16 protein-coding genes are annotated in these 18972 nt (G+C 71.5%); 9 read left to right on the forward strand and 7 right to left on the reverse strand.

All coding sequences use genetic code 11. The features are described from left to right. Positions 1-2: 2 nt before the first annotated feature. From J2S59_RS12535 to J2S59_RS12550, 4 genes are all read right to left on the reverse strand, one after another. On the reverse strand, positions 3-917 hold the full coding sequence (locus J2S59_RS12535) for an amino acid ABC transporter permease (protein WP_068125207.1): 915 nt from the start codon (positions 915-917) through the stop codon (positions 3-5). Continuing rightward, positions 914-1597 carry an amino acid ABC transporter permease gene (locus J2S59_RS12540; RefSeq protein ID WP_306825177.1) on the reverse strand — a complete coding sequence of 228 codons (684 nt, stop codon included), beginning with the start codon at positions 1595-1597 and terminating at the stop codon, positions 914-916. Before J2S59_RS12540 ends, J2S59_RS12535 begins: the two co-directional genes overlap by 4 nt. A 90-nt stretch (positions 1598-1687) precedes the next feature. Then, positions 1688-2572: a glutamate ABC transporter substrate-binding protein gene (locus J2S59_RS12545; RefSeq protein WP_068117587.1), complete on the reverse strand. Its 885-nt coding sequence runs from the start codon at positions 2570-2572 to the stop codon at positions 1688-1690. An 89-nt stretch (positions 2573-2661) separates the two neighbouring features. Next, on the reverse strand, positions 2662-3438 hold the full coding sequence (locus tag J2S59_RS12550) for an amino acid ABC transporter ATP-binding protein (RefSeq protein WP_068117583.1): 777 nt from the start codon (positions 3436-3438) through the stop codon (positions 2662-2664). Between the two features lie 165 nt (positions 3439-3603). On the opposite strand from J2S59_RS12550, the gene J2S59_RS12555 reads away from it, so the two are divergent. The 4 genes from J2S59_RS12555 to J2S59_RS12570 all read left to right on the forward strand — a co-directional run bounded on the left by J2S59_RS12555 (position 3604) and on the right by J2S59_RS12570 (position 10637). Beyond that, positions 3604-4293, forward strand: coding sequence for a hypothetical protein (locus J2S59_RS12555; protein WP_181641567.1), 690 nt, complete (start codon positions 3604-3606; stop codon positions 4291-4293). A 41-nt stretch (positions 4294-4334) separates the two neighbouring features. Further along, a complete protein-coding gene (locus tag J2S59_RS12560) occupies positions 4335-5111 on the forward strand; it encodes an SDR family NAD(P)-dependent oxidoreductase (RefSeq protein ID WP_068117581.1) in 777 nt (258 codons plus the stop codon). An 87-nt stretch (positions 5112-5198) separates the two neighbouring features. Beyond that, entirely contained in the window at positions 5199-6728 is a 1530-nt protein-coding gene (gene miaB, locus J2S59_RS12565) for a tRNA (N6-isopentenyl adenosine(37)-C2)-methylthiotransferase MiaB (protein ID WP_306825178.1), read from the forward strand. Positions 6729-6917: 189 nt separating this feature from the next. Continuing rightward, on the forward strand, positions 6918-10637 hold the full coding sequence (locus J2S59_RS12570) for an Ig-like domain-containing protein (RefSeq protein ID WP_306825179.1): 3720 nt from the start codon (positions 6918-6920) through the stop codon (positions 10635-10637). Between the two features lie 73 nt (positions 10638-10710). On the opposite strand, the gene J2S59_RS12575 is transcribed toward J2S59_RS12570, so the two are convergent. Genes J2S59_RS12575 through J2S59_RS12585 form a run of 3 tightly spaced genes read right to left on the reverse strand, consistent with a single transcriptional unit; the run spans position 10711 to position 12979 of the window. Then, entirely contained in the window at positions 10711-12261 is a 1551-nt protein-coding gene (locus J2S59_RS12575; RefSeq protein WP_220138497.1) for a CehA/McbA family metallohydrolase, read from the reverse strand. A 41-nt stretch (positions 12262-12302) separates the two neighbouring features. Continuing rightward, positions 12303-12641 carry a hypothetical protein gene (locus J2S59_RS12580; RefSeq protein ID WP_181642119.1) on the reverse strand — a complete coding sequence of 113 codons (339 nt, stop codon included), beginning with the start codon at positions 12639-12641 and terminating at the stop codon, positions 12303-12305. An 11-nt stretch (positions 12642-12652) separates the two neighbouring features. Then, complete coding sequence (locus J2S59_RS12585) at positions 12653-12979, reverse strand: hypothetical protein (RefSeq protein WP_068121955.1); 327 nt, start codon at positions 12977-12979, stop codon at positions 12653-12655. 69 nt (positions 12980-13048) lie between these two features. On the opposite strand from J2S59_RS12585, the gene miaA reads away from it, so the two are divergent. The 5 genes from miaA (at position 13049) to J2S59_RS12610 (ending at position 18907) form a co-directional block, all read left to right on the forward strand. Next, on the forward strand, positions 13049-14008 hold the full coding sequence (gene miaA / locus J2S59_RS12590) for a tRNA (adenosine(37)-N6)-dimethylallyltransferase MiaA (protein WP_306825180.1): 960 nt from the start codon (positions 13049-13051) through the stop codon (positions 14006-14008). 4 nt (positions 14009-14012) lie between these two features. After that, entirely contained in the window at positions 14013-14882 is an 870-nt protein-coding gene (gene dapF / locus J2S59_RS12595; protein ID WP_068125215.1) for a diaminopimelate epimerase, read from the forward strand. 92 nt (positions 14883-14974) lie between these two features. Next, positions 14975-16489 (forward strand): GTPase HflX, encoded by a 1515-nt coding sequence (gene hflX, locus J2S59_RS12600; protein WP_370871489.1) that lies wholly within the window; start codon positions 14975-14977, stop codon positions 16487-16489. Between the two features lie 41 nt (positions 16490-16530). Next, on the forward strand, positions 16531-18276 hold the full coding sequence (locus tag J2S59_RS12605) for a DUF2207 domain-containing protein (RefSeq protein WP_306825181.1): 1746 nt from the start codon (positions 16531-16533) through the stop codon (positions 18274-18276). Between the two features lie 70 nt (positions 18277-18346). Then, complete coding sequence (locus J2S59_RS12610) at positions 18347-18907, forward strand: LemA family protein (protein ID WP_068119083.1); 561 nt, start codon at positions 18347-18349, stop codon at positions 18905-18907. The last annotated feature ends 65 nt before the right edge of the window (positions 18908-18972 follow it).

Here is an 18972-nt window from a genome sequence, read left to right on the forward strand (position 1 = left end):
CCTCACGCACCCGCGACGGCGCCGGTCTGCTCCGGCTCCGCCTGCGCGGTGGTGCCGCGCTTGCTGTGACTCAGCCGGTGCTCGGTCCACACCGCCAGGCGGCTCAGCGCGTAGTTGATCGCGATGAACAGCACCGCGGCCACCAGCAGCATCTGGATCGGGTTGTCGAGGTTCTGCGAGATGCGCAGCGACCGGTTGAGGAGCTCGGAGTAGGCGATGAAGGTACCCAGCGAGGTGTCCTTGACGATCACGACCAGCTGGCTGATCAGCGCGGGGAGCATCACCCGGAACGCCTGCGGCAGCAGCACCAGCCGCATGATGGCGCCTTCGGTCATGCCGGTCGCCCGACCGGCCTCGGCCTGGCCGCGGGGGAGCGAGGCGACCCCGGCGCGCAGGATCTCCGCGATGATCACCGAGTTGTAGACCGTCAGCCCGACCACGACGTACCACATCAGCTCCTCGCCGGGCAGGAACGTCAGGCGGAACCCCGCATAGCGGAACAGGTGGTAGCTCAAGAAGATCGAGATCACCACCGGCAACCCGCGGAACAGCTCGATGAGCACCACGATCGGGTAGCGCAACCAGCGCGCCCGGGTGTGGGAGGCGGCGAGGAGCATCCGCGCGGAGCCCAGGGCCGTGCCGATGAGGAGGGAGAAGGCGATCGCCAGCGCAGCTGCGGTCAGGGTCGCGACCAGTCCCTTGCCGAGCAGGTCCCACACCAGCGGGAAGTTCTCGTCGCTGGGGTTGAACACCGGCGCCCACAGGTCACCGTCGAACTGGCCGCGGTCGGCCAGTCTGCGGGCGGCGAAGTAGACAGCCACGGCGACGAGCGCGAGCACCGCGACGGTGCCGATGAGGGCGCGGCGGCGGGCGCGGGGGCCGGGGATGTCGTAAAGGACGGACGGGGCGGCGCTCATCGCTCGATCGCCACCTTTCGCTCGACGACCGACAAGGCGATGCCGGCGGGGATGGTGATCGCCAAGAACCCGAGCGCGACGCCGATCAGCACCGGGAACGGCGGGTAGCCCTGGGCGGAGCTGAGCGAGCGGAAGACGCTGAACAGGTCGCCGCCGATCCCGAACGCCCCGACCACCGCGGAGTTCTTGAACATCGCGATCATCACGCTGCCCAGCGGGGGGATCGTGGAGCGGAACGCCTGCGGCAGGATGACCGAGGTCAGGGACTGGCCGAAATTCATCCCGACGGCGCGTGCCGCCTCGGCCTGGCCGGCGGAGACCGAGTTGATGCCCGCCCGGATCGCTTCACACACGAACGCAGCGGTGTAGATGCACAGCGCGCTGATCCCGAACACGTAGAAGCTGGTGTTGATGCCGATCTCCGGCAACCCGAAGGCGAAGAAGAACAAGACGACGGTGAGCGGGCTGTTGCGGATCACGGTGACGTACGCGGAACCGAACCCGCGCAGGGGGGCCACCGGCGAGACGCGGCAGGCCGCGATGAGGGTGCCGAGCACCAGCGAACCGACGGTCGCCCACAGGATCAGGCCGAAGGAGCGCTGGAACCCCGACCAGTACAGGTCGGGATTGGAGAAGACCGGGTCCATGAAGTCCATGAACCGCGTCCAGAGTTGCTCCACCTCAGCCCTTTCTTGTCGCGCGGATCGTCGTCGGCAGGTGCCACAGGTGGTCGGTCGCCGGCCTCACCGGCGACCGACCACCCGCGTACGTCAGGAGCAGGTGCCGAACTCGGGCAGGGTGGGCTCCTCGGTGCCCTCGGCCTGACCGGCGGTGTTGTTCCAGGCCTCGACGTAGGCGTCCTCGTTGTCACGCAGGGTCTCGTGGATGAACTCGCAGAACTCCACGTCGCCCTTCTCGATGCCGATGCCGTACGGCTCCTCGGTGAACTGCTCGCCGACGAGCTTGAACTCACCGTCGGACTCGGAGACGAAGCCCAGCAGGATGACGTTGTCGGTGGTGACCACGTCGACCTGGCCGTTGCTCAGCGAGTCGGCGCAGCGGTCGTAGACGTCGAAGGTGACCAGCTGGTCGGGAGCGGCGAGGTACTCCTTGATGTTCTCCGCCGGGGTCGAGCCGTCGACCGAGCACACCTTCATGTCCGGGTTGTCCTTCAGGTCCTCGGGACCGTTGATGGTGTCGTTGTCCGACAGGACCATGAGCTGCTGGCCGGCCTGGTAGTACGGCCCGGCGAAGGTGACGCGCTGGGCGCGCTCCTCGTTCATCGTGTAGGTGGCCACGACCATGTCGACGTCACCGGACTCGATGAGGTTCTCGCGCTCGGCGGAGGGGGCCTCCCGCCAGTTGATGCCATCCTCGCCGATGCCCAGGGCGCCGGCGATGATCTTGGCGACCTCGACGTCGAAGCCCTCGGGGACGTCCTCGAGGTTGAGCAGGCCGAAGCCGGGCTGGTCGAACTTCGTGCCGACGGTGATCTCGCCAGCGTCGGCCAGCTTCGCCATCGTGGTGCCCGCGGGGAACTCGGGGCTGTCGGCGACCTCGGCCGGGCTGTCGCCACCGTCGTCGCCACCGCATGCCGCCAACGCCAGCGCAAGGCCGAGGCCCGCTGCCGCTGCGGTGATCTTCTTGAGTCGCATCTGCACTCCTTCTTGGACGGGTCCCCCCGCCGTCGTGGTGGGAGGGTCATACCTGGCCGGCCCCGATGTGCCGGCCCCTGCGGAACGGGTCAGTGCTTGAGGATCTTGCCGAGGAAGTCCTTGGCGCGGTCACTCTGCGGGTTGGTGAAGAACTCCTCGGGGGTGTTCTCCTCGACGATCTGGCCGTCGGACATGAAGACCACCCGGTCGCCGGCCGTGCGGGCGAAGCCCATCTCGTGGGTCACGACGATCATCGTCATGCCGCCCTTGGCGAGGTCGACCATGACGTCGAGGACCTCCTTGATCATCTCCGGGTCGAGCGCCGAGGTCGGCTCGTCGAAGAGCATCACCTTCGGCTCCATCGCCAGCGCGCGGGCGATCGCCACGCGCTGCTGCTGACCGCCGGAGAGCTGGGCGGGGTACTTGTCGGCCTGGTGCGCGACGCCAACGCGCTCGAGCAGCTCACGCGCGCGCTTCTCGGCGTCGGCCTTCTTCTGCTTGCGGACCTTGATCGGGCCGAGGGTGACGTTCTCGAGGATCGTCTTGTGGGCGAAGAGGTTGAACGCCTGGAAGACCATGCCGACGTCGGCGCGCAGGCGGGCGAGGGCCTTGCCCTCCTCGGGCAGCGGCTCGCCGTCGATGCTGATGGTGCCGTTGCCGATCGTCTCGAGCCGGTTGATCGCGCGGCACAACGTCGACTTGCCCGACCCGGAGGGGCCGATGACGACGACCACCTCGCCGCGGGTGACCGTGAGGTTGATGTCCTGCAGCACGTGCAGGTCGCCGAACCACTTGTTGACCCCGTCGAGCACGACCAGTGGCTCACCGATGGCAGCGCGGGGTTCTTCGTCGACAGGGGTGGTCATGGTGCTGCACGGTATCCAGACTGTGACGCGAGAGCCACGATCTGGCGCCCGCGCAGGGTTTCGATTCGGTCACGGATGTGCACCACATCAGGAGCGGCCCGCGCGATCGTGGCAACGGGCGCGTCGGTGCCGCATCCCGCGTACGCCCCCTCCGAGAGGACCTGCATGAGCCCCCGCAAGTTGCTGCCCCTGGACCAGATCGGATCACTGGCGCGAGGCGTCGGCAAGCTCGCCGGCGACGTCGGCCAGCAGGTGGGCGGCCGTGCCGTCGGTCTGGTGCCCGACCCCCTCCTGCGTGTCGGCGGCAAGCTGGTCGGCGGCAAGTCGCGGTCGTCGGAGCCCACTCCCACGCCCACGCCGGACGCGAAGAAGACCGCCGCGGCCGAACCCGCGGACAAGAAGTCCGACGCCAAGCGCGAGGACGCGGCACAGGCTCCCGTCGAGAGCTCCCCGGCGAAGCAGGCGGCACCCGCGAAGAAGGCCGCCCCCGCCAAGAAGGCCGCTCCCGCGAAGAAGGCGGCCCCGGCCGCGAAGAAGGCGGCTCCCGCGGAGGAGGCCGCGCCGGCTGCGAAGAAGGCCGCTCCTGCCAAGAAGGCCGCTCCCGCGAAGAAGGCGGCCCCAGCTGCGAAGAAGGCGGCGCCGGCCAAGAAGGCCGCTCCCGCGAAGAAGGCCGCTGCCACCGAGCCCGTGACCGACGTCGACACCAACCTCCCCGAGGTCGACGCGACACCCGCCGACCTCGCGGCGAAGCCGACGCTCGCGCAGGAGGCGGCGGTCGAGGAGTCGGCGGCGCTCGACGAGGCCCGCGAGTCGGCGCCGGGCGGCTCCCTGCCACCCCGGCGCGAGAGTGACTGAGCCCACGTCGCGAGGGTGACCGGGACCACTACGCTCCGAGCATGGACATCAATGGTGTGAGTGCAATCGTCACCGGCGGCGCCTCCGGCATCGGGGCAGCTGCCTGCCGCCAGCTGGCCGCCCGTGGCGCGAACGTGGTCGTCGCCGACCTGCAGGCCGACAAGGGCCAGGCCCTGGCGGAGGAGATCGGCGGCGCGTTCGTCGAGGTCGACGTCACCAAGACCGACCAGATCATCAACGCCGTCGAGGTGGCCAAGGAGCTGGGCCCGCTGCGAGTCCTGGTCAACTCCGCCGGCATCGGCTGGGCGCAGCGGACCATCGGTCGCGACGGTGCCTACGAGTCGGCCCACGACCTGGCGGCGTTCTCGAAGGTCATTGCGATCAACCTGATCGGCACCTTCGACTGCATCCGCCTCGCCGCGACCGCGATGAGCCAGACCGAGCCGCTGGAGTCCGGCGAGCGCGGCGCGATCGTCAACATGGCCTCGGTCGCCGCCTTCGACGGCCAGATCGGCCAGGCCAGCTACTCCGCCTCCAAGGGCGGCGTGGTCGGCATGACGCTGCCGATCGCGCGCGACCTGTCCGCCGCCGGCATCCGCGTCAACACCATCGCCCCGGGCCTGATCGACACCCCGATCTACGGCGAGGGCGAGGCGGCCGAGCAGTTCAAGGCCAACCTGGGCGCCAACGTGCTGTTCCCCAAGCGCCTCGGCAGCGGCGAGGAGCTCGCCTCGATGGTCGTCGAGGCCGTCACCAACTCCTACCTCAACGCCGAGGTGATCCGGGTCGACGGCGGTATCCGGATGCCTCCCAAGTGACCTGCCGTCACTGACTTCTGCACGAAGCAGCGCGCACCAGGGTGCGGCGCCGGAGCATCGCCTCCGCCGCCGTACCCTGGTGTCGTTATGAGCAGTGTTGACTCCAGTCCGGTCCACGCCGGGCCGCGCACCTACGAGGTCCGCACCCACGGGTGCCAGATGAACGTCCACGACTCCGAGCGCCTGACCGGGCTCCTGGAGGACGCGGGGTACGTCGCCTTCGACCCGACCGCCGCCGAGGCCGATGCTGCCGACGTCGTGGTGTTCAACACGTGCGCGGTGCGGGAGAACGCCGACAACAAGCTCTACGGCAACCTGGGCCAGCTGGCGCCGGCGAAGGCGAAGAACCCCGGCATGCAGATCGCTGTCGGTGGCTGCCTGGCGCAGAAGGACCGCGGCGAGATCACCCGCAAGGCGCCCTGGGTCGACGTCGTCTTCGGCACCCACAACATCGGGTCGCTGCCGGTGCTGCTGGAGCGGGCGCGGGTCGCCGAGGAGGCCCAGGTCGAGATCATCGAGAGCCTGGAGGTCTTCCCGTCCACGCTCCCGACCAAGCGCGAGTCGGCGTACGCCGCGTGGGTGTCGATCTCGGTCGGCTGCAACAACACCTGCACCTTCTGCATCGTGCCGAGCCTGCGCGGCAAGGAGAAGGACCGCCGCCCCGGCGAGATCCTGGCCGAGATCGAGGCGTTGGTCGCCGAGGGCGTCAGCGAGGTGACGCTGCTGGGGCAGAACGTCAACGCCTACGGCGTCGAGTTCGGTGACCGCCAGGCGTTCTCGAAGCTGCTGCGCGCGTGCGGCGAGATCGACGGGCTCGAGCGGGTCCGGTTCACGTCCCCGCACCCGGCGGAGTTCACCGACGACGTGATCGAGGCGATGGCCGAGACCGCCAATGTGATGCCGTCGCTGCACATGCCGCTGCAGTCGGGCTCCGACCAGGTGCTCCGCGCGATGCGCCGCTCCTACCGCCAGTCGAAGTTCCTCGGCATCATCGACCGCGTCCGGGCCGCCATCCCCGACGCCGCGATCACCACCGACATCATCGTGGGCTTCCCCGGCGAGACCGAGGAGGACTTCCTCGCGACGATGGCGGTCGTCGAGAAGGCACGTTTCTCCGGCGCGTTCACGTTCCAGTACTCCAAGCGTCCTGGCACCCCCGCCGCCGTCCTGGAGGAGCAGGTGCCCAAGGCGGTCGTGCAGGAGCGCTACGAGCGCCTCGTCGCACTGGTCAACGACATCGCCTGGGAGGAGAACAAGCGCCTCGTGGGTCGCCGCGTCGACCTGCTGGTCTCCGAGGGGGAGGGGCGCAAGGACACCCAGACCCGCCGCCTGAGCGGCCGCGGTCCCGACAACCGGCTCGTGCACTTCACCCCGACCCGTCCCGACGGCACGGCCGTCGAGGGCATCCGTCCCGGCGACGTCGTCAGCGTCGAGGTCACCTATGCCGCGCCCCACCACCTGGTCGCCGACGGCACCGTCCTCGACGTACGCCGCACGCGTTCCGGTGACGCGTGGGACCTGCGTCAGGGCGCCGCTCCTGCCGCCAAGGGCGTCGGGCTCGGCATGCCGGCCGTCGGCATCCCGGCGCCGCTGCCGCCGGCGCCGGCCTGCGGCTGACAACGGTGGTCGGTCGGCGACCGCGCCCACCTGCCGCGTGATCCCCGTCACTATCAAAGATCCCAGCAGTCTCACAAGACACCTTCGGGCCACAGCAGAACCACCCGCACCTCCGGAACGCCTCGGGGGTTGATGCCGGTGAGGTGTGCCGTCGCCGTGGACGGCACCCCGACCTGTCGAAGGAGACCCATGGGTACCCCTCCTCCCATGGCCCGGCGCATACGTCGCCGCGGCCGTCCTGTCCGACTGTTGGCGGTGACGCTGACCGGTGGCCTCGCGTTGGCGGTGCTGCCGGCACTGCCCGCGCAGGCCGCCTTGACCGCCCCGGGCAACAACGCGACCGTCTCGGGTCGGGTCACGATCACCGAGTCGGGCGCATCCAACAACTGCACCCTCGGCCAGGGCTCGCCGTACTCCCGCGTCGAGGTGCGGCGGGCGAGCGACAACGCCGTGGTGCACACCGCGCGGCGTGACGACACCGGCACGTTGACCACGACGTGGAACGCGATCGGACAGCCGCGCGGGCAGTACGTCATCCGCTCGTGGATCCGCAACTCGGTCCGGTCCGGCTTCTTGAACCTCGGTTGCACCAACCAGTCGGAGTCGGCTCAGCCGGTCCGGACGGTCACGCTGGCCAACGGGTCGGCGGTCGACGTGTCGCTGCCGGCCAGGGTCGTGACCGGTGAGGACCTCACGGTCACGGTGAACACCCGCCACGCCAGCACCGGTGTGAGCTCCGCGCTCGGCGAGCGTCCGGTGACCATCGAGGTGCCCGGCGTCGGCACCGAAGAGGTCACCACCGACGCCGCGGGCGTCGCGTCCGCGACCTTCGACCTCCCTGACCTGCCGGCCGGATCGCTCACGGTCACCGCCGTCGCGGGGGAGGACGACCACTATCTGGGCTCCGCGCCGGGCTCGGCCACGACGAGTCTGGCGAAGCGGGCGACGCGCGTGTTCTATCGCGGCGACACCCGCGTCGACCCGGGCAGGACCGCTCGACTCGAAGCCCAGCTGGTCGATGCGACCCCTGGCAGCGAGCGTCTGGGCGACCCGCTCAGCGACGAGCCCCTCAGCCTGGTCTTCGAGGGCCAGGGCGAGGAGGTCGTCACCACGGCTTCGGGCCGCGCGATCCGCGAGGTCGCGGTCTCCGGTCCCTCGCGCATGACCACGGCCGGTGCGGCATATGCCGGTGACGGGGTCTACGCGGCGAGCGACGACGAGGTCGTCTTCTACGTCGGCGACGACGCCGGCACGCCGGCACCCGTCGTACACGGTCCGATCGGCGGCCTCACGTCGCTGCTCGGCAGCCTCCTCGGTGGGGTCACCGGCATCGTGACCGGGACCGACAAGCCGCTCTCGCTCGGCGAGCTGGTGGGTCTGCTCACCGGTGGGGACACTCCGCTGGACGACCTCGTGTCGATGGTCGACTCGGGCGTCGTGCACCTGCTCGACAGCACGGGGCTCCAGGACCTGCTCACCCAGCTCAACGACGGTCTGGTCACCACGGTGCGCGAGGCCGGCCGACCGGTCGATGCGATCGTCGAGGGCCTGGTGTCGAAGGTTCGCACCGGCACGCCGCTCGACGACCTGCTCGACGTCACCAGCTTCCAGTGGCGCTCGGTGTATGTCGATGGGGACGGCAAGCGTCTGGCTCGGGAGTTCCGCGCCCGGATGGGCGTCCCCGAGCCGATCGACGTGACCGGCGACGGTGCGCCCGACCTGCTGGCCAACGTCAGCCTCGTGACCGGCGCGGTGGCCCTCGGCTACTCGGGCAGCTCCCGCGGCCTCGACCTCGACATCGACCCGCGCGGCAGCCTGACCACGATCGTGCCGCGCCTGGAGATCGCCCGGCTGGGCGACGTCGCCGCGCCGCTTCCCGCGAGCGTGCAGGCCGTCCTCGAGCTGCCGGGCGCGAGCGAGTCCTTCCGCTTCGGGTACGACGCCCGCGAGGGCACTGCACCGCGCGGGTTCCGGGCTGATGTCGTCCTCGACGACGAGGGTGCGGCGTTGCAGGTGGCCAGCACCGCGAGCGGTGCGCTGAAGGTCTCCGGGGCGGTGGACGCCGACGCGTCGGCTGCGGGTGCGGAGCAGCGGTTCGCCGCGGCCTTCAGCGAGGCTCCGCGGTCGGCCACGGTCGCGGTGGAGCTCGGTTCGACCCAGAACCTGGCCGCGAGCCTGACCACCGACAAGCCCACCGACATCGAGGTCAGCTTCGACGACGACTCCGGTGGCGCGAAGGTCTTCCGCGCCGGTGTCGAGCTGGCCCAGGTCGACGGCACCGTGTCCTTCGGTCTCGCCGGCGACACCGCCGACGGTCTCGCCGCGAGTGTGGAGGCCGACCGGCCGCTGCCGTCGCTGCGGGTGGAGGGTCGCGAGGTCGTGGACGGCCGGCCGGTCACTGACCTGCTGCTCGGCCTCACCGACGTGCCTCGGTCGCTGGCGTTCGAGCTGGGCGCCGACGGGCAGGGCTCGCTCACCGCGAGCGCACCGGTGACGGAGTTCGAGGTCGGCTACGGCCAGAACCGGATGATCCAGACGCTCGACGACCCGGCGTACCTCAACCTCGTCAGCGACACCGCGAACGACACCCAGTCGATCGGGCTCAAGCTGCCCGGGTTCGAGGGCATGGACCTCGCGCTCGGGGACGACAGCGGCGAGCTCGGCATCGACCTGCGGCTGGCCCCGACGCCGCTGCACGTGGTCGTGGACCAGGACGGTCTGCAGCTCGACGCCCACGTCCTCGACGCCCCGGGCCGCCTCGCGCTGGCCCTGGGCGAGAGCGGCGCCGTGACCGTGGAGGGCTCGGCTCCGATCGACCTGGTGAGGATCCAGGCCCACGACGCCGACGGCATCTTCGACGGCGCCACGGACCTCGACCTGCGGATCGAGGAGATCCCCGGGCTGCTGCAGGTCCAGATGGAGGGCGAGAAGGTGCGCTTCGGCACCGGCGGACAGCCCATCGGCCTGCTCGAGCTGAACGCTCACGGGGGTACGGCGCTGCCGATGCCGACCGAGGACGGGCTCACGGTCCGCACCGGGCCGACGGGCACGACGCTCGCCGGGCGGATCACCGGCCTGCGCGAGATCGAGGCCGGCCTCGGCGGCATGCCGGAGGTGCTGCTCGACACGGTCGCGGGCAAGGTGTTCACCCTCGGGCTGGAGCAGACCGACGACGGCGGTGCCGTGACCGGCAACGTCAACGCGGTCATCGACCACCTGGTGCCCCACCTGCGCCTGGGCCTGCAGGACGACGGCAGCGGGGCGATGAGCCTGCAGTACAGGGCGTCGGAGCCGACGAACTCGCTGTCGTTCGACTTCGACGGTCTGCAAGGCTCGATCGCCGACCCGCTGCCGGCGTCCCTGGACGTCTGCATGGCCGGTGACGAGGCATGCCTCCCAGGCGCCGGGATCGCCAACCCCGAGCTCGGCACCATCCGGTTCGCCGCCAGCGAGCACACCACGCTCAACCTGGTGGACCCCTCCAGCGGCATGGACGTGCGCAACCTGCGCGTCCGGCTGCTCGAGCTGACCGGGAGCCTCGACATCGACAACGGCGGTGACGTCTACCTCAACACCACCGAGTTCGACGGTGAGTGCGGGTTCGACGGCTGCCGCCACCCGATCCTGGGTGGCAGCGTCCGCGTCGACCTCGGCGGGGCGGGTCTGCGCTTCGACCCGGGCAACGGGTTCTTCGCGGTCGACGCGATCACGAACCTGCGGGTCCGCAAGCTGCTGGGCCAGCCCGTGGGTCTCGACGGCGTCGGTGGCACCGGGATCGTCAACTGTGTCGGCTCGACCGTGCTCGACGTGACGGCCTACGACATCCCGATCATCGGCGACATCACGCTGTCGGTGAAGGACGCGCTGTGCGGGGTCTCCCGCACGCCGCGGACCCCACCGGCCGGCTGACCGACGCGCGCCACGGACCGCGACGTCCCGTCACCTCACGGGGGGTGACGGGCCGTCGTCCGTAGGGGCTCGGTCAGCGCAGGAAGATCGGGTTGGTCATCGCCACCATCGCGAGGCCGAGCACGCCCGCCAGCGGGTTGACCTCCGGGGTGCCGTCGAGGCGGCGTACCTCGGCCCGGACGAACGCAACCAGGGCCGCCGGCACGGTCACCCGCACCTCGGCCCTGCCGGCCGCGCCCGTGAACGCCCCGGCGAGCGGACCCAGCGGTCCGATGACCTGGACGAGGCAGTGGGGTGCGCCGCGGACCACGAGCCGCACCGGCACCCGGGCGCCGGACGTGGCGCGCAGCCGCTGCCCGCACGACACCGTGCGGCCGCCGCTGCGGACCGTGAACGACAGGTCCACCGTGGACGACTCCGCGATCCACGACCGTCCTCGGCGCAGCCCTGCGACGACCGCCGGCACCGACAGCGTCCTGGCGTGCACCACCGTCTGGGGAGTGCCGATCGGCGTGCCGGGGCCGTGCGTGTCGGAGTTGCCCATCACCGGGACGAACCGCCCCGTCACCAGCATGGCGTGCCAGGCCGTGACCGCGACCTCGTCGTCGGCGGTCCACGGACCGTTCCAGATCTCGACCGCGTCCATGTCGGCGTAGTCGTGGCCGAACTCCCAGCCGGTGCCCGGGATGGGGACGAACGGATGGGCAGCCACGGCGATGCCTCCGAGGCCACGCACCCGTTGCGTCGCCGCAGCCAGACCGCGTTGGCCCGGGCGGTGCCGCCAGTCGATCCAGCTGCCCGCGGGCAGACCGAGCGCCAGCCAGTGTCCGGCGCGCGTGGTCACCTCCTCGCCCGGCAGCACCAGGAGCCCCGCCGGCGCGTGGCGTCCCCAGGTCAGGGAGCCTGACGAGGTGTTGTGCTCGGTCGACCCGATGAAGTCCAGTCCGGCGGCGAGCGCGCGCCGAGCCAACGCGGGCTGGGTCTCCTGACCGTCGGAGTGGACCGTGTGGGTGTGGCAGTCGCCGCGGTACCAGCCCGGTCCGGTGCGCGGGACCCGCCGCGGCGGCGGTTGCGGCTGGAAGCGGCGCATCGGTCGACCGAAGTGCAGGGTCACCGTCACCGTCCAGGCAACGCCGGGTGGCACGATCGCCACCGGTCCGAGGACGACGTGCCACACGCCCGGGTCGATGGGGCCCGGGAGGTAGCCGGGCGTGGCGCGCCGACGGCTGATGTGGAAGCCCTTCCGGGCGCCGCCCGACCAGCCCCGGAAACCCGCCGCGGCGGCCGTCCCGGTGTGGCCGTTGGCGTCGAAGACCCCGAGGTCGACGACGTTCAGGCTGAATCCCAGCCCGGTGTCGATCGGCGAGTGGGTGTAGGAGACCTCGATCTCGCGCACCCCGCGGGGCACGCGCACGGGGAGGTAGTGCCAGTCGGGGGTCCCCACCCCGGTGAACCGGCCGGTGAACCGATGCCGGCGCACGCGCGGACCGGCCGCTGCCGGGGTCGCCACCGCGGCAGTGGTGATGACGCCGGCGCCGGCCATCAGCAGCGCACGCCGCCCGATTGCGCTCGCGTGGCTGGGGGAGCCGTCGAGCCCGACGTGTGCGCAGCAGGGGTCGGTCACACCCGGATCATCGATCGAGCCGGGCGGAGGTTACGCGGGGGTCAGGAGCGCTGGTGACCGGGGTTCTTGTTGCCCAGCTCGTGGGAGGGGACGGGGTCGGGGTGGGGCTCGACCCCACCGGCACTCTCCTCGGGCAGATCGGTGGAGACCGCGGCGGTCTCGGCAGCGCTCAGCGTGGTGGTGCCGTCGGTGTGGTCTCGGGCGCTTCCGACCGTCCCGGTGCCCTCGATGTCGCTGCGCGGGCGCTCCCGTCCGTCGTCGGGCACGTCCGGACCCTGGCGCTCCGAGCTGATCCCCATGCCGCCGGCTGCGCCCTGCGGGCCGGTGGACCCGGGGGTGGAGGAACGAGCTGCTTCGTGGTGCGGGTTGGCGTCGTCCATCGCGGACTCCTTCACGTCGAGGGCTGGTCGAGCGACGTCTCGGCGTTCTCCTGCTGCAACGCCTGGGCGCCGGTGTCGGCTCCGCCCGGGTTCTCGTGGGGGTCCGGCTCGGGCACGGCATCGGGCGTGGGCACGGTGCTCGGACCGTCGGGCGTGCTGCTGGGGTGGATCTCCGGCTGCGGGTCGGGCATCGGGTCCTCGACCGGGGGCAGGCTCCCGCCGGGCTGGTCGGCGCGCTGCGGGCCGCCGGGCGGCGTCGGTGCGTCGAGGTCGCCGGGAGCACGCGCCGCACCGTGGTTCGCGGGGCCCTGCTTCGGGTCGTCGGGGTGGGCACTCATGGAGGGAGTCCTACCCGGCGACGGCCCGGCTATGCCGGGACGAGGCGCTCGCACGACAATGTGCGGGCCATGAGCCGCACCTCACCCGCCGCCCCCACGTCGTACGCCGGTCCGCCGGTGGTCGCCGTCGTGGGCCCGACGGCGGCGGGGAAGACGGCACTCTCGTTGGACCTCGCCGAGGCGCTCGACGGCGAGGTCGTCAACACCGACGCCTTCCAGCTCTATCGCGGCATGGACATCGGCACGGCGAAGGTTCCGCTCGCCGAACGCCGCGGGATCGCCCATCATCTGCTCGACGTCCTCGACATCGAGCGGACCGCGACGGTCGCGGAGTTCCAGCAGTGGGCGCGTACGGCGATCGCAGAGATCCGCGCCCGGGGACGCGTGCCCGTCCTGGTCGGCGGGTCGGCGCTCTATACGCGTGCGGTGGTCGACGAGTTCACCTTCCCCGGCACGGACCCGGAGCTGCGGGCACGGCTGACCGCGCAGCTCGAGGCCGAGGGCGTCGCGGCGATGCACGCGCGCCTGGCCGAGGTCGACCCGGCTGCGGCCGCCCACATCGAGCCGGCCAACGGCCGGCGCATCGTGCGTGCGCTGGAGGTCGTCGAGCTCACCGGTGAGCCGTTCCGGGCGACCCTGCCGCCGCCGCGCTACGCGCTGCCGGGCGTGGTGCAGGTCGGCGTACGCATCGACCGGCCGACCCTGGACCAGCGGATCGAGCGGCGGGTGGCGCAGATGTGGGAGGCAGGGTTCGTCGCGGAGGTCGAGACGCTGGCGGCGCACGGGCTGCGCGACGGCCTCACCGCGAGCCGCGCGCTCGGCTACCAGCAGATCTTGGCCCACCTCGACGGACGCTGCAGCGAGGACGAGGCGCGCGAGCAGACCGTGCACGGCACCCGCCGCTTCGCCCGTCGGCAGGAGAGCTGGTTCACCAAGGACGACCGCGTGACCTGGGTCGCCCACGACGACCCCGAGCGCGTACGCACCGCGGTCACGGCCGTGCGCACCGCGGCCGCGCGGGCACACTAGGACGATGAGCAACCGCGAGGTGCCCTTCGTCAAGGGCCACGGCACCGAGAACGACTTCGTGCTGCTGCCCGACCACGACGGCACGGCCCTCGCCGACCTGAGCCCGGCCCAGGTGGCGTGGCTGTGCGACCGCCGCGCGGGCGTCGGCGGCGACGGCGTGATCCGGGTCGTGCGCACCGACGCCACCGACGACCCCGCTGCGGTCGCCGCGCGCGAGCAGGCCGAGTGGTTCATGGACTACCGCAACGCCGACGGCTCGGTGGCGGAGATGTGCGGCAACGGCACGCGGGTCTTCGCGCAGTACCTCGTCACGCACGCCGGCGTCGACCCCACCGGTGGTCTGCCGATCGCGACCCGTGACGGCGTCAAGGTCGCCACCTTCACCGACGACGGGCGCATCGGTGTCGACCTCGGCAGTGCCCGCGTGCTCGCCGACACCGAGGTGTCGGTCGGCGAGCGGAGCTGGCCCGCCACACACGTCGACGTGGGCAACCCGCATGCCGTCGTCTTCGTCGACGACCTCGACGACGCCGGACCGCTGCACGAGTCCCCGGCGTACGACGAGGTGGCCTACCCGGACGGGGTGAACGTCGAGTTCGTCGTACGCCGTGGTCCCGAGCACGTCGCCTTCCGGGTCTTCGAGCGCGGGTCGGGGGAGACCCGCTCGTGCGGCACGGGCGCGTGCGCCGTCATGCTCGCCACCGTGCTGGCCGACGGTCGAGTGGCTCCGGCGCCGGGGGAGGGAGCGGTGACCTATCGCGTCGACGTCCCCGGCGGCGAGCTCGCCGTCGCCTGGACCGACGAGGAGCACCTCGTGCTCATCGGTCCCGCCGTCCTCGTGGCGTCCGGGGTCGCGCACCTGCCGGACGACTGAGGCGACACCCGGTCGCCAGCAGCGGTTCCGCGTGCCACGATCGGGGAAGGTTTCCTCCCACCCCGACGTTGCAGCAGGTGATGACGCACTCCATGACGGCTCATGACAAGAACTCCGACACGACCGGCGCCCAGCCGGTCGACCTCTCCGCCGCTCTCGACGCGACCGAGGGCTGGGAGGACGAGGACTGGGAGTCCGGCTACGCCTTCGTCGACCCCGACGCCGAGCCCGACCCGGAGGTCCTCACCGCCGGTGAGATGGACCTCGCCGAGCGCCACCAGCTGCGCCGTGTGGCGAGCCTGCGCACCGAGCTCGAGGACATCACCGAGGTCGAGTACCGCCAGCTCCGCCTCGAGCGGGTCGTCCTCGTCGGGGTCTGGACCGAGGGCAAGGTCGAGGACGCCGAGAACTCCATGGCCGAGCTCGCGCTGCTCGCCGAGACTGCCGGCTCCGAGGTCCTCGACGCGATCTACCAGCGCCGCTCCTCGCCCGACCCGGCCACCTACATCGGTCGCGGCAAGGTCGAGGGTCTGCGTGAGATCGTCGCCGCGAGCGGCGCCGACACGGTGATCTGCGACGGCGAGCTCGCTCCGAGCCAGCTGCGCAACCTCGAGGACAAGATCGGGGTCAAGGTCGTCGACCGCACGGCGCTGATCCTCGACATCTTCGCCCAGCACGCGAAGTCCAAGGAGGGTCAGGCGCAGGTCGAGCTGGCCCAGCTGTCCTACATGAAGCAGCGACTGCGCGGTTGGGGTGGCAACCTGTCCCGTCAGGCCGGTGGCCGGGTCGCCGGTGGTGAGGGCATCGGTGGTCGTGGTCCCGGTGAGACGAAGATCGAGACCGACCGGCGTCGCATCAACACCAAGATCGCCAAGCTCCGCCGCGAGCTCGCCGCGATGAAGGGCACCCGCGACACCAAGCGGACCGAGCGCCGCCGCAACGCGGTGCCGAGCGTCGCGATCGCCGGCTACACCAACGCCGGCAAGTCCTCGCTGCTCAACCGCCTCACCAACGCCGGCGTGCTCGTCGAGGACGCGCTGTTCGCAACCCTCGACCCGACCACGCGACGGACGACGACCTCCGACGGTCGCGTCTACACGATGTCCGACACTGTCGGGTTCGTCCGCCACCTCCCGCACCAGCTCGTCGAGGCGTTCCGTTCGACGCTGGAGGAGGTCGCCGACGCCGACCTGCTGGTGCACGTGGTCGACGGATCGCACCCCGACCCCGAGGGTCAGCTCAGCGCCGTCCGAGCGGTGCTGGCCGACATCGAGGCGGCATCGGTGCCCGAGCTCGTCGTGATCAACAAGGCCGACGTCGCCGACCCGCTCGTGCTGGCCCGGTTGCGCCAGCGCGAGCCCCACAGCGTCGTCATCTCCGCCCGCACGGGTGAGGGCATCGAGGACGTGCTCGCCGCGATCGAGAAGGAGCTGCCGCGCCCGGAGGTCAGCTTCGACGCGCTCGTGCCCTACGAGCGTGGCGACCTGCTCAACCGCCTCCACGAGCAGGGCGAGATCGAGGAGCTCGAGCACACCGGCGACGGCACCCGCGTCCGCGGACGCGCCCACGACGACCTGGCCGGAGCCCTCGCGCCGTACGCCGTCTGAGGTTGGCGTCTGCGCCGTTCGATCTGCCCTAGGCTGCGGCCATGGGTCGCATCATCGCCACGGTCGTGGTCGCCGTGCTCGGGTTCGTGGCGTTGCTCGTGCCGGTGGTCGTCGAGCAGGCCGCCGGTGGCGACGGCGGGTCCGGCAGCGACCCGTCGGTCATCGACACCTACGACGCCGCCTTCGAGGTCGACGCCGACGGGCGCCTGACCGCCGAGGAGACCCTCGAGGTCGAGATGCCCAGCGGCCGCCGCGGCATCTTCCGCTACTGGGACACCCACGGCCAGGACGGCGGACCAAGGCTGACCCCGCGTGACATCGAGATCACCCAGGACGGCGGGTCCGCCGCGGTCGCCATGAGCTGGGAGAACGGCAGGCGCTTCCGGGTCGCGCGGATCGGCGAGGAGTCGGTCTTCCTCCCGGCCGGCATCCACACCTACGAGATCGACTACGCCGTCGAGGGCGCGCTGCTGCCGTCCGACGACGGGGAGTCCTCGGTGTTCCACTGGGACCTCATCCCGCGTGGGTGGGAGATGGGCATCAACGGCGGCACGATCACGGTCCGGCTGCCCGAGGCTCCCGAGGGCCCGGTGGAGTGCTGGGTCGGCGGTGAGCCCGGCTGCGTCGTCACCGGCACCAGCTCGCGTGACCTCACGATCACCGTCCCGCAGCTGCCGCGGCGCACGGCATTGACGATCCGTGCCGCCGTCCCGGTGTCGCCCCCCGACCTGGGCCTCCCCCCGTGGTCGCGCACGTGGGAGCCGGTGCTCGGCACCAGCATCTGGCCGGTCGGCGTCCTGCTCGTGCTCGGCCTGCTCACGTGCGGCTACGGCTGGCGTCGCGCCAGCGCGGTCGTCGAGCACCCGCCCGGCACCCCGCTGATGTATGCCCCGCCGGAGGGGATCGGTCCGGTGCAGGGCCACTACGTCGTGCACGAGTCCACCGGCGGCCACGCTCTCGTCGCCACCTTGCTGCACCAGGCCGAGCAGGGCCTGATCGAGCTCGAGCAGGTCGACGACGACACCTGGACGGTCACGGGCCTCGCGGACTCCGCGGGTTGGCGCAAAGCCGACCCGGTCAGTCGCCAGCTTGCGCAGGCACTCGGCGTCAGCCACCCCGGCGGGGTCTTCTCCGCCGACGGGTCGGTCGACTCCGGCACCACTTTGAGCACCGCGGTGGCGGGCATCGACTCGGACGCCGCGGCCTGGGCCCGCTCGGACGGCTACATCGAGCGCCGCGGGTCGGAGGCGGCGACCGTCCTGCTCGCCATCGTCGCCGCGATCCTCGGCGGTGTGCTGGCGATCTGGAACCCCTTCCACCTCAGCCTGGTGGCGTTGCCGTTCCTCGCCTTCGCCGCCGGAGCGGTCGGTGCGATCCGCACCGGCACCGGCACCCGACGTACGGACCGCGGGCGCGAGCTGTGGTCGCGCGTGGCCGGCTTCGTGCGCATCCTCTCGACCGACTCGGCCGAGGCGCGCTTCGACTTCAGCGCCCGCAAGGACCTCTACACCGCGTTCATCCCCTGGGCGGTCGCGTTCGACTGCGCCGACGCGTGGCAGCGCAAGTACGAGGTCGAGACGGGGCAGCCTGCCCCCGCCCCGAGCTACGTGCACACCGCCGCGTGGGTCGGGGCCGGCTCCGTCGGCTCGTTCTCCGACTCGCTGGGCAGCTTCGACAGCGCGTTGTCCAGCTCCATCAGCGCCTACCAGGCCACCCAGTCCTCCTCGTCGAGCGGCGGCGGAGGCGGCGGCGGTGGCGGCGGGGGCGGAGGCGGCGGCTCCTGGTGAGTCGCCCGGTTCGTCGCCTGCGTCCCGCAGACCCCCACGTCGTGCACGTCTTTGAGAAGGAGTCCCTTTCGTGATCCCCACCCTGATCGTGATCGCCGTCCTGGTGATCCTCGCCCTGTTCGTGATCACCGGCTTCAACAAGCTGCGCAAGGCCGACATCGCCGCGCAGGAGGCGCTCGGCGGCATCGACATCCAGCTGACCCGCCGCGCCGACCTGATCCCGAACCTGGTCGAGACCGTCAAGGGGTACGCCGCCCACGAGCGCGGGGTCTTCGACGAGGTCACCCAGGCCCGCGCGGCCGCCGCGGGTGCGGCGCGCGGCAACGACGTCGCCGCGAAAGCCGCCGCCGAGCAGCAGCTCGACCAGGCGCTGGTCCGCGTGATGGCCGTGGCCGAGAACTACCCCGAGCTCAAGGCGTCGGCCAACTTCGAGTCGCTGCAGACCCAGCTCGCCGACACCGAGAACCAGCTCTCCTTCGCCCGGCAGTACTACAACGACGCCGTCGCGAAGCTCAACGGCCTGGTGCGCACCATCCCGTGGATGCTGATGACCGGGATGGCCGGGGTGAAGGAGCGGGAGTTCTACGAGGCGCCCGAGGGCAACGTCGCGCCCCCGACCGTCTCGTTCTGACGCAGCCGCCCGGCCCGGTTCCGCGACGTGGTCGCGGAACCTCCGGGCGCGCCCGTCCGTTGCGA

The organism is Nocardioides massiliensis (assembly GCF_030811215.1).
GTDB lineage: Bacteria > Actinomycetota > Actinomycetes > Propionibacteriales > Nocardioidaceae > Nocardioides_A > Nocardioides_A massiliensis.